Origin of the sequence: Geodermatophilus maliterrae, assembly GCF_041018925.1 — a bacterium.
Taxonomy (GTDB): domain Bacteria; phylum Actinomycetota; class Actinomycetes; order Mycobacteriales; family Geodermatophilaceae; genus Geodermatophilus; species Geodermatophilus maliterrae.
The window spans coordinates 1-12745 of the sequence record NZ_JBFNXQ010000047.1 but is presented as its reverse complement, the minus strand read 5'-3'; the positions used below and the strand labels follow the sequence as shown (position 1 = coordinate 12745).

Here is a 12745-nt window from a genome sequence, read left to right as displayed (position 1 = left end):
GGGACCGTGCTACTGCCCGCGGCGCCGGCGCGGGTCGGCCCAGGGGTCCTCGGGGTCCAGGTCGTCGTCGGCACGGTCGTCGTCGGCACGATCGTCGGCACGGTCGTCGGCGGCCCGGTCGTCGTCGGCGGCGGTGCGGGTCCCGGCCCGGGCGGTGGGGCGCTCCGGCGTCGCCGCGGACCGGCGGGCGGCGGCCTCGAGGGCGTCGTCGCGATCGGCGGCGGCGCGGGCCCGCGCGTCGCGCTCCTCGATCCGCTGCCGCGCCTTCAGCTCCCGGCGGGAGGGTCGGCCGGTGTCGGGTGCCTCGCGGGTGCGGGTGAGCCGCCACAGCGTCGGCCCGGTCAGCGCGAGCCCGATCGGCAGCACGTAGGCCGAGGCCCGCTCCGTGCCGCCCTCACCGAGGAACTCGACCACCCCGGCGCCGTAGAACACCGTCATCGCCGTCCCGAACAGGCCGAGCAGCGCCAGCGTGGTGCCGAGCGCCTCCGACCACGGCCGGACCGCGTAGGCCAGCGCGATCAGCGCCGACCCGCTGCCGACGAGGTACAGGGCGGCGCCGGCCGTGTGCAGCGACGGAGAGGTCAGCCGCGGGAAGACGCCCACCAGCAGCACCCCGAGCGCCGCCGTCCCCAGCAGCGCCACCGCCGGGCGCGCCGCCCTGCCGCGGAGGGCGGGCAGCAGCGCCACCGCGCCGGCGCCGATGAGACCGGCCTGCACGACGAAGGAGGCGTTCATGAGGGCCGAGCCGGGCCAGGTGGCGTCGCCGAGTGCGCTGATGACGTCGGCCGAGCGGGAGTAGGGCAGGCCGGCGCGCAGCTGGACGATCGTCTCGACGACGAAGAACTGCAGCGTCAGCAGCCAGGCGAGGGCACCCCCGGCGATCCGTCTCATCGGCACACGGCCCATGGTCCCAGCCCGCCCCGTGGTCCCCGGGGTGGTGCCTTCGTGGCACTACCAGCGCTCGGGGAGATGGGCGAGGACGGCGGCGTACTGGGCGGGCGTCAGGTACGAGGGGTTGCTCCCCGCCGGCATCCGGAGCACCTCGGCGTCGCGGGCGAGCGGGTCGGCCAGCAGGTCGGCCCGAGGGACGGGTGCGGACAGCAGGGTCACCCGGACGTGCACCGACGGCCTGCCGTCGTCCTCGGTGACGTCCCCGGCCACCACGCCGGTGGCGTGCACACCCGGGCGGTCGCGGCCGGAGAGCCACAGCAGGACCGGCTGGCCGGGTGCCATCAGCTCCAGCCGGTAGGAGCGGCGCAGGCAGCGGGAGAACGCGTGCTCCTCGCCGGCGCGCCAGCCGGGGACGACGGCCGACGGCGGGCGGGCGGTCTTCACCACCCAGCAGGCGACGTCGGCGGGCAGCAGGCGGGTCACCGGCCCATCCCAGCAGGCAGGCACGATGGGGCCGTGCGCCGCCTCCCCGTCCCGCCCGGGCCGCGGCGCTGAGCGGGGGAGGACCCGGGCCGCCGCGCGGACACCGTGCCGGGGAGCCGGGGCTGCGCCGCGCGTCGGTGGCGGTGTTCCTCGCCGGGCTCGCCGTCTTCGCCGTCCTCTACGCCCCGCAGGCCCTGCTGCCCGAGCTGACCCGCGCCTTCGGCGTCTCGCCGGCCGCCGCGACGCTCTCGGTCTCGGCGGCGACGGCGGGGCTGGCGGTCGGCCTGCTCGTGCTCGGCCCGCTGTCGGACCGGATCGGCCGCACCCCCGTCCTGCGCACCGCGCTCGTCACGGCCACCGGGCTGGCCGTGCTGCTGGCGCTCGTGCCGGCGTGGGAGCCGCTGCTGGTGCTGCGCGGCCTGCAGGGCTTCGCGCTGGCCGGGCTGCCCGCCGTCGGGGTGGCCTACCTGCGGGAGGAGCTCGATCCCTCGGTGAGCTCCCGGGCGATCGGGCTGTTCGTCGGCGGCACCGCGATCGGCGGCCTGAGCGGCCGGGTGGTGGCCGGGGCGCTGACCGACCTCGGCGGCTGGCGGACGGCGCTGGGCGCCATCGCGGTCCTGGCGGTGGCCTGCACCGCCGCCGTCTGGGTGCTGCTGCCGGCCTCCCGCCGCTTCGTGCCCGTGCCGCGCGGGACGCCGGTGCTGCAGCAGCTCGCCCGCGGGTTCGGCGACCCGGTGCTGCTCGGGCTCTACGGCCTGGCCGCGCTGCTCATGGGCGGCAACGTCGCGGTCTACAACGCCGGCACGTTCCGGCTGGAGGCCGAGCCGTACGGGCTCTCGCCGACGCTGGCCGGGCTGGTGTTCCTCACCTACCTGCTGGGCTCGGTGAGCTCCCCGGTGGCCGGGGGGCTGGCCGAGCGGGCCGGCCGGCGGGTCGTCGTCCCCGTCGCGATCCTGCTGACCGGTGCCGGCCTGCTGCTCACGCTGGCCGCGCCGCTGGCGCTGTTCGTCCTCGGGCTGGCGGTGCTGACCGTCGGCTTCTTCGCCGCGCACGGCGTGGCCAGCGGCTGGGTGGCCGCCCGCGCGGCGCTGGGGGAGCGGGCGGTCGGGCAGGCCGCCTCGCTGTACTCGTTCTGGTACTACGTGGGGTCCTCGGTGGGCGGCACCCTGGCCGGCCGGGCCTGGGCGAGTGCCGGGTGGCCCGGGGCGGTCGCCGTCGCCGGGACCGGGGTGGGCGGGGCGCTCGTGCTGGCCCTGCTGCTCGGCCGCAGCCGGAGCCTGCGGGACCGCTGACGGCAGGGGTGACCGCGACCCCTGGACGCGCACGCGGGCGGGTACCGGACGTCGCCGGTGCCCGCCCGCGTGGTCGCCGGTGGACGGCCCTCCCGCAGGGGCCCGCCCCGAGCTGGTGAGGTGCTGGAACGGCCCTCCTGCAGGGGCCCGCGCCGAGCGTGCGAGGCGTGGGGGGCAGGAGGGTCCTTCCTCAGTCGGTGGCCGCGTGGAACTCCGCGCCGGCCGGGTCGGCGTCGTCGGAGCCGACCGCCTGGCGCTCCTGCTCCGTGCGGTGCTGCAGGGCCTCGTCGTTCGGGCGCGGGTCGGTCTTGCCGTGCTCCTGGCGGTCCCTGGGCGCCGACTCCTCGGTGTCCATGACGTCGTCGAGGGTCGGGCGGTCGGGTGGGGTGGTCATCGCGGTACCTCCGCTGCGTCGTCGATCGGTCTCGACCGGAGGCCATAGCCGCCCCACTGCACGGGAAACCCGCTCACCGCTGCTCGAGCGACCCGGCCGGGAGCCACGCCTCCACGAGCACCGGACCGTGCGGGCCGGGGACGGCGTAGGCCACCCGCCCCTGCCACCCGCCGGGTCGCTGCCGCCACTCCACCAGCAGGCCCGGCACGGTGCCGGGCGCGCCGGGCGGGGCGTGCACCCAGCAGTGCCGGCCGGGGTCCTCGCGGGCGGAGGGGTCCCTGCCGGCCGGGGGCGGCGGGGCAGCGGGGGTGGCCGGGGGGAGGTCGTCCGGAGGCACCTGGAACCCGGGCGGGGGCTGGACACCCGAGCCGGCGGCCCGCTCACCCAGCGACGGTCGCGACCTGCCCCGGTGCATGCCGCCAGCCACCCCGGCAGTCTGACACGCCCGTCGAACAGGTGTTCGGTCCAGCGGCGTCGGCATCCGCCCTGGTCGCGCTGCGTGTCGACACGTCGACCTGGCGTGTCGAGACGTCGTCCGGTCACACTGGAGGCACGCCGTCACCTCACCGTCACGTCCCGTTGTCGGACAGGCCTCCGTGGACTTCCAGCCCGGCTCACGTCCCGGTACCTCTCGAAGGGCTCTCCGTGCGCTCATCCCCTCGCTCCCGGCGGGTGCTCGCGCGCCGCGCCGCCCTCGGCACCGCTGCCGCGGCCCTCGCCGTCGTCGGCCTCCCGGCGGCCGCCCAGGCCGCCCCGCAGACCACGCCGTTCGTCTCCGGGATCCACGACGACGGCGCGGGCACCGACACCGGTGAGTCCGCCGTCTGCGACGCGGCGCCCACCCACGAGATCGGCGCGGTCCAGGGCAGCGGTGCCACGACACCGCTGGCCGGGCGGCCGGTCACCGTGCGCGGCGTCGTCGTGGGCGACGTCCCCGGCCTGTCCGGCTTCTACCTGCAGGACGCCGACGGCGACGGCGACGCGGCCACCTCCGACGGCGTCTTCGTCTTCAGCCCGGTCGCGGTGGACCTCGGTGACACCGTCGCGGTCACCGGCCAGGCCACCGAGTTCGGCGGCCAGACGCAGATCACCTCGCGGACCGACGTCGCCGAGTGCGCTCCGGGCACGGTCGCCGATCTCCCGGCCGCGGCGCCGCTCGACCTGCCCGCCGACGACGCCGCCCGCGAGCGGCTCGAGGGCGTGCTGGTCGGCCCCGTCGACGACCTCACCGTCAGCGAGGTCTTCGACCTCACGAGCTTCGGCGAGCTGACCCTCTCGGAGGGTGGCGTCCTCGTGCAGCCCACCGAGCTCGCCCGCCCCGGCGCGGAGGCCGAGGCCATCGCGGCGGGGAACCTCCGGCGCAGCATCACGCTCGACGACGCCGTGAGCGCGCGGGTCACCGTCAGCACCCGGCCGTACCTGACCCCGGACACCCCGGTCCGCGTCGGCGACGTCCTGACCTTCGAGCAGCCGCTCGTCCTGGGCTACGGCTCCAGCGCCTGGCGGCTGCAGCCGGCCGACGGCACCGCGGCCGGCACCTTCTCGCCGCAGAACACCCGGCCGGCAGCTCCCGGCGCGGTCGGCGGCGACGTGCGGATCGGGGCCTTCAACGTCCTGAACTACTTCCTCACGCTCGAGGCGGACGGCGGCCGCGGGGCCGAGACGACCGCCGAGTTCGAGCAGCAGGCGGGGAAGATCGTCCCGGCCGTCAACGCGCTCGACGCCGACGTCGTCACGCTGATGGAGATCGAGGACACCGCGTCCACCGGCTACGCCGAGACCGCCGACGCGGCACTGGCCGACCTGGTGCGGCGACTCAACACGGCCGCCGGGTACGAGAAGTGGGCCCACGTCCCGATGCCGGAGGAGCTCTACGCGGTCGACCGCGACGTGATCCGCAGCGCGATCATCTACCAGGTCGGCGTCGTGCAGCCGGTCGGCGACCCGGTGGGCCTGGTGGACGAGGCCGTCTGGGACAACGCCCGCGAGCCGCAGGCCCAGACGTTCAGCAAGGACGGGGACCTGTTCACCGTGGTGGCCAACCACTTCAAGTCCAAGGGCTCGGCGGACTCGGCCACCGGGGACAACGTCGACACCGGGGACGGGCAGGGTGCCTGGAACGGCGACCGCGTCCGGCAGGCGGAGTCGCTGGCCGCGTTCATCGAGCAGCTGCGGGAACGCGACCCCGACGTCATCTCGCTCGGCGACTACAACGCCTACACGCAGGAGGACCCGATCGAGACCCTGCGGCAGGCGGGGCTGACCGACCTGGGGTCGCGGCTCGACCCGGAGCGGTTCAGCTACGTCTTCGACGCGCTGTCCGGCTCGCTCGACCACGCGCTGGCCACCGGCGAGCTGACGGCCAAGGTGACCGGTGCGGTGCACTGGAACACCAACTCGGTCGAGTCCTCCGCCTACCAGTACACCGGTGACGAGGCCCTCTACGCGCCGGACCCGTACCGGTCCAGCGACCACGACCCGTTGCTGGTCGGGATCGACCTGGAGGAGCGCTGCCACGGTCTGCTCCCGACGATCCGCGGCACCGACACGCTCCGGGGCACCACCGGTGTCGACGTCGTCATGGGCCTGGGCGGGGACGACACGATCACCGGCGGCAACGCCGACGACGTGGTCTGCGGCGGCGCAGGGGACGACGTCCTCTCCGGGGAGAACGGCGCCGACGTGCTGCTCGGCGGCTTCGGCACCGACCGGCTCGACGGCGGCGAGGGCGACGACACGCTGGCCGGCGGCCCCGGCACCGACACCCTGACCCCGGGCCGCGGCGCCGGCAGCACCGAGCAGGGCGGCGCGGAGTCCTGAGGAGGGACCCCCCTGCCCCCGGCGCGGGCGTGCGAGCGGTGGGGGCAGGGGCGGCCTCCTGCAGGGTCCCGCCGCGGGCGTGCGAGCGGTGGGGGGCAGGGGGTCCTTCTGTCAGGCGCCCTCGCGGGCCTCCCCGCCGGGCTGCTCGCCGATGGCGTCCTCCTCCGGGTCGCTCGTGCGGGCCACGCCCTCGGCCAGCGTCCGGGCCACCTCCTGCAGCAACCGGTGCCCGGCCAGCTCCTCCACGGGCACGGGCAGCGGCAGCGACCAGTTGGGCCGGTCGGTGGTACCCGGCATGTTGGGACGGCGCCGCTCGGCGACGGCGTCGTCCAGGGTGGCCGACAGCAGCAGTGAGGGAGCCCGGGCCAGCAGCTCGTGCGCCCGCCTCACCGCCGTCTCCGGCCTGGCGTTCCTGCGCAGCCCGGGAAGCCGCTCGAGCAGCGACTTCCGGCCGCGCTCGAGCTCCTCGTCGGTGCCGGTGCCGTACTCGCGCTGCTCGTCGACGTCGGCCCCGCTCCACAGCCCGGCGACCGTCGGCAGGTCGTGCGTGCTGATCGCGGCCATCGCCTCCTCGGGCCACTCGGCCGGGTCGTCGTCCTCGAACCACAGCAGCCGGTAGCTGAGGACCCCGTGCTCGGCCAGGGCCTCGCGCACGCCGTCCTCGACGGTGCCGAGGTCCTCGCCGACGACGACCGCCTGCGCCCGGTGGCTCTCCAGCGCGACGATGTCGAGCAGGTCCTCGGCCGGGTAGCGCACGTAGGCGCCGTCGGCGGCGGTGCCCTCGCCCGACGGCACCCACCACAGCCGGAACAGGCCCATGACGTGGTCGATCCGCAGCCCGCCGGCGCCGGCCATGGTGGCGCGGATGGACTCGACGAACGGCTCGTAGTCGGCCTCGCGCAGCCGCCACGGGACCAGCGGGGGCGAGCCCCAGTCCTGGCCCTGGGAGTTGAACGCGTCCGGGGGCGCGCCCACCGAGGCGCCGTCGGCCAGGACGCCCTGCCAGGTCCAGGCGTCGGCGCCGCCGCCGGCCACGCCGATCGGCAGGTCCTGGATGACGGTCATGCCCTCGGTCGCGCGCTCCAGCTGCAGGTGCAGCGCCCACTGCAGCCAGGCGTGGAAGGCGACGTCGTGCTCGTGCTCGGCGGCGAAGGAGCCGACGGCGTCGCCGCGCGGGTCGCGCAGCTCCTCGGGCCAGGTGTGCCAGTCGGGGCCGTGGACGTCGGCCAGGGCGCTCCACGTGGCCCAGTCCTGCAGCTTCTGCCCCTGGAACCACCACCAGTCGGGGAAGGCGGGGTCGTCGCGGCCGGCGGCGTCGAAGACCCGGCGCAGCACCGCCCGCTTGCGGGCCCAGATCGCGTCGCGGTCGATCAGGTCGCCGTCGCCCAGGGCCCGGCCGGCGTCGACCTCGAGGTCGACGGCGTCGGCGCCGGGCACCTCCGCCACCCGCAGGTACAGCGGGTTGCGGAAGCGGCGGGTGGCCGGCAGGTAGGGGCTGGCCTCCTGCTGCGGGGTGGGCGCGACGGCGTGCAGCGGGTTGACGAGCACGAATCCGGCGCCCTGCCCGGCCGCCATCTCCCGGACGGCGCGCAGGTCGCCGAGGTCGCCGATGCCCCAGCTGTCGCGGCTGCGGGTGGCGTAGAGCTGCACGGCCCAGCCCCAGGCGCGGTCCTCGGGCAGCCAGCACCGGCCGGGGGAGACGATCAGCCGGCGCCGCGGGCCGCCGGGGACCTGCAGCCAGTGGTAGCCCAGCGGGAAGTCCTCGGGCAGCTCGCCGTCGACGTGGCGGGTGGAGCCGTCCTCGAGGGTCACCTCGGCCTCGTCGACCTCCAGGACGTCGCCGGGGCGCGCGACGATGGGCGCGCGGGAGTCGAGGTCCTCGGGCGGCTCGCCGATCACCTCCCGCAGGCGCTCGATCGTGGCCTGGGCGACCTCGTGTTCCTCGTCGAGGGCGTCGAGCCAGGTGGCGTCGATGCCCCACCGGTCGGTGCTGGGGGTGCGGGTCACCCCCCGATCCTCACGGGGCGCGGGGGTGATCGCAGCGCAGGACGGACGTGGTGCCGGTCTCGTCCGGTTGACCCTCCAGCGACTGGAGGGTGCAGGGTCGCCGGTGTGGACGACGGGACGCGCCTGACCATCGGCGAGGTGGCCGCCCGGCTCGGGGTGCCCGTGCGCACGGTGCGGTTCTGGACCGACGCCGGCCTGGTCGACCCGCCGGCCCGCTCGTCCGGCGGGTACCGGCTCTACGACGCGCCCGCCGTCGCCCGCCTGGACCTGGTGCGCACGCTGCGGGAGCTGGGCCTGGGCCTGCCCGCCGTGCGGGAGCTGCTGGGCGCCCGGCGCACCGTGGCCGAGGTCGCCGCCGAGCACGTGCGCGCCCTCGACGCCGAGATCCGCCTGCTGCGGCTGCGCCGGACCCTGCTGCGGGCCGTCTGCCGTGCCGGCACCACCCCCGAGGAGATGAGGATCGTGTCCGACCTGGCCGCGCTGTCCGCCCGCGAGCGGCAGCAGATCATCGACGAGTTCGTCGACCGCACCTTCGCCGGCCTGCCCGACGACGCCCCGGGCGCCGGCCTGGCCGGGCCCATGCGCTCGCTGCCGGTCGAGCTGCCCGGGGACCCCACGGCCGAGCAGGTCGCCGCCTGGCTGGAGCTGGCCCGGCTGGTCGCCGACGACTCGTTCGCCGCCCGGGTGCGCGAGATGGCCGTCGCCGGCGCCGGGGCCGCACCGGAGGACCCGGACCCCGGACTGGACGCCGGCCGGATGCAGTCCCTCGGCCGCCGGGCGCTGGCCGACGGGGTGGTCCCGGGCAGCGTGGCCGCCGAGGCGCTGGTGGCCGAGCTGCTCGACGACGGCCGCGCGCAGGACCCCGGCCGGCGGGCCGCCCTCGCCGAACGGCTGGCGGTCTTCACCGACGCCCGCGTCGAGCGGTACTGGCAGCTGCTCGGCGTGCTCAACGGCTGGCCGCCGTTCGAGCCGTCGGTGCCCGCCGTCGAGTGGTGGCTCGCCGCCCTGCGCGGAGCACCCTGACCGGCGTGGACGACGTCTGGCTGCTGGTGCACCCGCCGCTGCTCGGCCCCGCGGTCCTCGGTCCCCTGGCCGCCGAGCTGCGCCATCGTGGCGCGACGGTCGCCGTCCCGGACCTTCGGGGGCGGCTCCAGGACCCCGCGGCACCGGGCCCGTCGGCGGCCGGCTGGGCGCAGCGGTGGGCGGCGGCGGTGGACGTCCCCGCGGACGTCGTCGTCGGCTTCTCCGGCGCCGGCATCGTGCTGCCGCTGGTCGCCGCCGCCGTCGGGGCCCGGGGGGTGGTGTGGCTCGACGCGGTCCTGCCGCCGCGGCCGGGGACGGCGCCCTGGCCGACGGAGCTCCGGGAGCTGGTGACGCCGTTCACCGGCGACGACGGCCGGGTGGCCGACTGGACGACGTGGTGGGGCCCCGGCGCGATGACCACGCTGCTGCCCGACGAGGCCGTGCGGGCAGCCGTCCTCGCCGAGGGACACCGGGTGCCGGCGGACCTGTGGTCGGTCGGCGTCCCGGTGCCCGAGCTGTCCGGCGATCCCCGGTACGGGCACCTGTCGCCGGCCTGCGACGGTGACGCCGCGGCCGCCCGCGCGAGGGGCTGGGCGGTGGCCCGGGGACGGCCGCGGCGCCCACCTCGACGTCGCCACCGACCCGGCGCGGGTGGCCGACCTGCTCGGCCGAGGTGTTGCGGCACGTCGCCGTCCCGTGGCCGGGAGGCCCCGGCTGCGGTAGGCACGACCGGTGACCGTGATCGGCTTCCACAACTCGCACGAGCAGGTGCACCCGGCCGATCTCCTGGCCGCCGTCCAGCACGCGGAGGAGGTCGGCTTCACCGCGGCGATGTGCTCCGACCACTTCGCGCCCTGGAACCACGCGCAGGGGCACTCGGGCTTCGCCTGGTCCTGGCTCGGGGCCGCGCTGGCCACCACCGGCCTGCCCTGCGGCGTGGTGAACGCCCCGGGGCAGCGCTACCACCCGGCCGTGATCGCCCAGGGCGCCGCGACGCTGGCGGCGATGTTCCCCGGGCGCTTCTGGATGGCGCTCGGCAGCGGGCAGGTGATGAACGAGCGCATCACCGGCACGCCGTGGCCGCCCAAGCGGGTCAGGGACGCCCGGCTGCGCGAGTGCGTCGACGTCATCCGCGCCCTGCTGGCCGGCGAGGAGGTGACCCACCGCGGCCTGGTCGACGTCGAGCGGGCGAGGATCTGGTCGCTGCCCGAGCAGCAGCCCGCCCTCATCGGGCCGGTGATGAGCGTCCCGACGGCGCGGCGGCACGCCGACTGGGCCGACGGCTTCATCACCATCAACCAGCCGCACGAGACGCTGCGCGAGCTGGTCGGCGCCTACCGGGACGCCGGGGGCCAGGGGCGGCTCGTGCTCCAGGTGCACCTGTGCTGGGACCCCGACCCGGGGCGCGCCGAGGCGATCGCCTACGACCAGTGGTTCACCAACACGTTCCCGCCGCCGCTGTGCTGGGACCTCGACGGCCCGGAGGCCTTCGAGCAGGCCAGCCGGTACACGCCGCAGGAGGCGGTCGAGGGCGCCGTCCGGGTCAGCTCCGACCTCGGGCAGCACGCCGCCTGGCTGGCCGAGTACGTCGAGCTCGGCTTCGACGAGGTCTACCTGCACCACGTCGGCAAGGAGCAGAAGCCGTTCCTCGACGCGTTCGGCGAGCACGTGCTGCCGCAGCTCGGGGTCACCCGGCCCGCGCCCGCCGTCGCGCTCGACGGCCCGGGCGGGCCCCGCCGTCCCCGGCAGGAGCCCGAGCCGGTGCAGCCGACCGTCCTGCCCCAGGGGCGGCCGCCCGCGCGTTGATCATCGCCCGCGTGCCGCTCCCGCCGGCTTGTCCGCGCGTGTCGCGTGCACGCAGCCGATGATCCACTGGCGGGGGGCGCCCGGAACGAGCCGACGGCGTCCACTTGCCACCGGTGCGGGTGATCGACAGGCTCGCTCGACATGCGGATCACCGACACGGCCGACCTGTGGTGGAAGACGGCGGTCGTCTACTGCCTCGACGTCGAGACGTACCTGGACTGGGACGGCGACGGGTGCGGTGACTTCGCCGGCCTTGCCCAGCGGATCGACCACCTGGCCGACCTCGGCGTGACCTGCCTGTGGCTGATGCCCTTCTACCCCACCGCCGAGCGCGACGACGGCTACGACATCACCGACTTCTACGGCGTGGACCCGCGGCTGGGCACGCACGGGGACCTGGTGGAGGTCATCCGGACGGCGAACGACCGCGGCATCCGGGTCATCGCCGACCTCGTCGTCAACCACACGTCCAGCCGGCACCCGTGGTTCGAGTCGGCCAGGGCCAGCAAGGACTCCCCGTACCGCGACTTCTACGTCTGGCGCGCCGACGAGCCGCCGGACACCAGCGACCAGGTCGTCTTCCCGGACCAGGAGGACTCCGTCTGGACGCTGTCGGAGGAGACGGGGGAGTGGTACCTGCACCGCTTCTACAAGGAGCAGCCCGACCTCGACGTCAGCAACCCGCGGGTGCGCGACGAGGTCGCCAAGATCATGGGCTTCTGGCTGCAGCTGGGCCTGTCGGGCTTCCGCGTCGACGCCGTTCCCTTCTTCCTGGAGACGCAGGAAGGGGACGAGGACGAGTTCGCCGACCCGCACGAGTACCTGCGCGCGCTGCGCTCGTTCCTCGGCCGGCGCACCGGCAGCGGCGTGCTGCTCGGGGAGGTCAACCTGCCGCACGAGCAGCAGCGCGAGTTCTTCGGCGGCGGCGACGGCGACGAGCTCACCATGCTCTTCGACTTCATCGGCATGCAGGCGCTCTACCTGTCGATGGCCCGCGCCGACGCCGGCCCGCTGGTGCAGGCGCTCACCGGCCGCCCGCAGGTGGACCCGGACAGCCAGTGGGCCACCTTCGTCCGCAACCACGACGAGCTCACCCTCGACAAGCTCTCCGAGGAGGAGCGCCGGGAGGTCTTCGCCGCCTTCGGCCCCGAGGAGCGCATGCAGGTCTACGGCCGCGGCCTGCGCCGCCGGCTGCCACCGATGCTCGACGGCGACCCGCGCCGCGTCCGCATGGTCTACAGCCTGCTGTTCTCGCTGCCCGGGACGCCGGTGCTCTTCTACGGCGAGGAGATCGGCATGGGCGAGGAGCTCTCCGGGGAGGGCAGGCTCGCCGTCCGGACGCCGATGCAGTGGACGGCCGGCCCCAACGGCGGCTTCTCGAGTGCCGACGCCGACGCGCTGCCCGGTCCGGTGGTGTCCGGCGGCTTCGCGCCGGAGTTCGTCAACGTCGCCGACCAGCGCCGTGACGAGGACTCGCTGCTGTCGTTCATGAAGCTGCTCATCCGCCGCTACCGCGAGTCGCCCGAGCTCGGCTGGGGCTCCTTCCGCGTGCTCGAGCAGCCGCACCCGGCGGTGCTCGCCCACGTCTGCGAGTGGGGCGACGGCACGCTGCTGGCGGTGCACAACCTCGGCCCCGAGCCGCGCACCGTGCCGCTCACGCTGGCCGGCTGCGACGGCTCGCACCGGCTGGAGGACCTGCTGGTCACCCAGACGACGCCCGTCGGCGACGACGGCGCGGTCGAGCTGACCCTCGACGGCTACGGACACCGCTGGCTGCGGGTCGTGGCCGGCGACAGCCGGCGCCTGCTCTGAGCCGGGCGGCGGGGCCCGGCGACGGCCGGTCATGCCACCGGGACGGCGCGTGGCCGCGCGCCGTGATCACCGGGCCGGCCGCGGGTCCGTGGCCGCCGCGCCCGGGGGGCCTGCCGGGGGCCGTCGGAGGTCGCGCCTAGCGTGGCCGCGATGTCCGATCCCGCCGCTCCCGCCCCGTCCGCTCCGGTCCCGCCCGGGCCGCCCACCGCACCGGTGA

General features: G+C 76.1%; 10 protein-coding genes. 5 read left to right on the top strand and 5 right to left on the bottom strand.

All coding sequences use genetic code 11. The features are described from left to right. Nucleotides 1–9 precede the first annotated feature (9 nt). Both ABQ292_RS15055 and ABQ292_RS15050 read right to left on the bottom strand, forming a co-directional pair. Nucleotides 10–891: a DUF998 domain-containing protein gene (locus ABQ292_RS15055; RefSeq protein WP_369207808.1), complete on the bottom strand. Its 882-nt coding sequence runs from the start codon at nucleotides 889–891 to the stop codon at nucleotides 10–12. Nucleotides 892–951: 60 nt separating this feature from the next. Further along, nucleotides 952–1374 (bottom strand): hypothetical protein, encoded by a 423-nt coding sequence (locus tag ABQ292_RS15050; RefSeq protein WP_369207754.1) that lies wholly within the window; start codon nucleotides 1372–1374, stop codon nucleotides 952–954. A 137-nt stretch (nucleotides 1375–1511) separates the two neighbouring features. Between ABQ292_RS15050 and ABQ292_RS15045 the strand changes: the two genes are divergently transcribed. Further along, nucleotides 1512–2666 carry an MFS transporter gene (locus ABQ292_RS15045; RefSeq protein ID WP_369207752.1) on the top strand — a complete coding sequence of 385 codons (1155 nt, stop codon included), beginning with the start codon at nucleotides 1512–1514 and terminating at the stop codon, nucleotides 2664–2666. Between the two features lie 190 nt (nucleotides 2667–2856). Here ABQ292_RS15045 and ABQ292_RS15040 read toward each other — a convergent pair whose 3' ends face one another. Both ABQ292_RS15040 and ABQ292_RS15035 read right to left on the bottom strand, forming a co-directional pair. After that, complete coding sequence (locus tag ABQ292_RS15040) at nucleotides 2857–3060, bottom strand: hypothetical protein (RefSeq protein ID WP_369207750.1); 204 nt, start codon at nucleotides 3058–3060, stop codon at nucleotides 2857–2859. A 73-nt stretch (nucleotides 3061–3133) separates the two neighbouring features. Next, on the bottom strand, nucleotides 3134–3475 hold the full coding sequence (locus tag ABQ292_RS15035; protein WP_369207748.1) for a hypothetical protein: 342 nt from the start codon (nucleotides 3473–3475) through the stop codon (nucleotides 3134–3136). 230 nt (nucleotides 3476–3705) lie between these two features. Here ABQ292_RS15035 and ABQ292_RS15030 point away from each other — a divergent pair, with 230 nt between their 5' ends. Then, nucleotides 3706–5880: an ExeM/NucH family extracellular endonuclease gene (locus ABQ292_RS15030; RefSeq protein ID WP_369207746.1), complete on the top strand. Its 2175-nt coding sequence runs from the start codon at nucleotides 3706–3708 to the stop codon at nucleotides 5878–5880. A 111-nt stretch (nucleotides 5881–5991) separates the two neighbouring features. Here ABQ292_RS15030 and malQ read toward each other — a convergent pair whose 3' ends face one another. Continuing rightward, nucleotides 5992–7887, bottom strand: a complete 1896-nt coding sequence (gene malQ / locus ABQ292_RS15025; RefSeq protein ID WP_369207744.1) for a 4-alpha-glucanotransferase — start codon at nucleotides 7885–7887, stop codon at nucleotides 5992–5994. 105 nt (nucleotides 7888–7992) lie between these two features. Here malQ and ABQ292_RS15020 point away from each other — a divergent pair, with 105 nt between their 5' ends. The 3 genes from ABQ292_RS15020 to ABQ292_RS15010 all read left to right on the top strand — a co-directional run bounded on the left by ABQ292_RS15020 (nucleotide 7993) and on the right by ABQ292_RS15010 (nucleotide 12528). Continuing rightward, complete coding sequence (locus ABQ292_RS15020) at nucleotides 7993–8910, top strand: helix-turn-helix domain-containing protein (protein WP_369207742.1); 918 nt, start codon at nucleotides 7993–7995, stop codon at nucleotides 8908–8910. Nucleotides 8911–9642: 732 nt separating this feature from the next. Next, entirely contained in the window at nucleotides 9643–10716 is a 1074-nt protein-coding gene (locus tag ABQ292_RS15015; RefSeq protein ID WP_369207740.1) for a TIGR03885 family FMN-dependent LLM class oxidoreductase, read from the top strand. 141 nt (nucleotides 10717–10857) lie between these two features. Next, nucleotides 10858–12528, top strand: coding sequence for an alpha-amylase family protein (locus tag ABQ292_RS15010; RefSeq protein ID WP_369207738.1), 1671 nt, complete (start codon nucleotides 10858–10860; stop codon nucleotides 12526–12528). The last annotated feature ends 217 nt before the right edge of the window (nucleotides 12529–12745 follow it).

What these genes read in the sequence shown, in the direction of transcription:
- ABQ292_RS15040 (WP_369207750.1), bottom strand. Translation starts at nt 3,060, where the DNA reads ATGACCACCCCACCCGACCGCCCGACCCTCGACGACGTCATGGACACC.
- ABQ292_RS15010 (WP_369207738.1), top strand. Translation starts at nt 10,858, where the DNA reads ATGCGGATCACCGACACGGCCGACCTGTGGTGGAAGACGGCGGTCGTC.
- ABQ292_RS15055 (WP_369207808.1), bottom strand. Translation starts at nt 891, where the DNA reads ATGAGACGGATCGCCGGGGGTGCCCTCGCCTGGCTGCTGACGCTGCAG.
- ABQ292_RS15035 (WP_369207748.1), bottom strand. Translation starts at nt 3,475, where the DNA reads ATGCACCGGGGCAGGTCGCGACCGTCGCTGGGTGAGCGGGCCGCCGGC.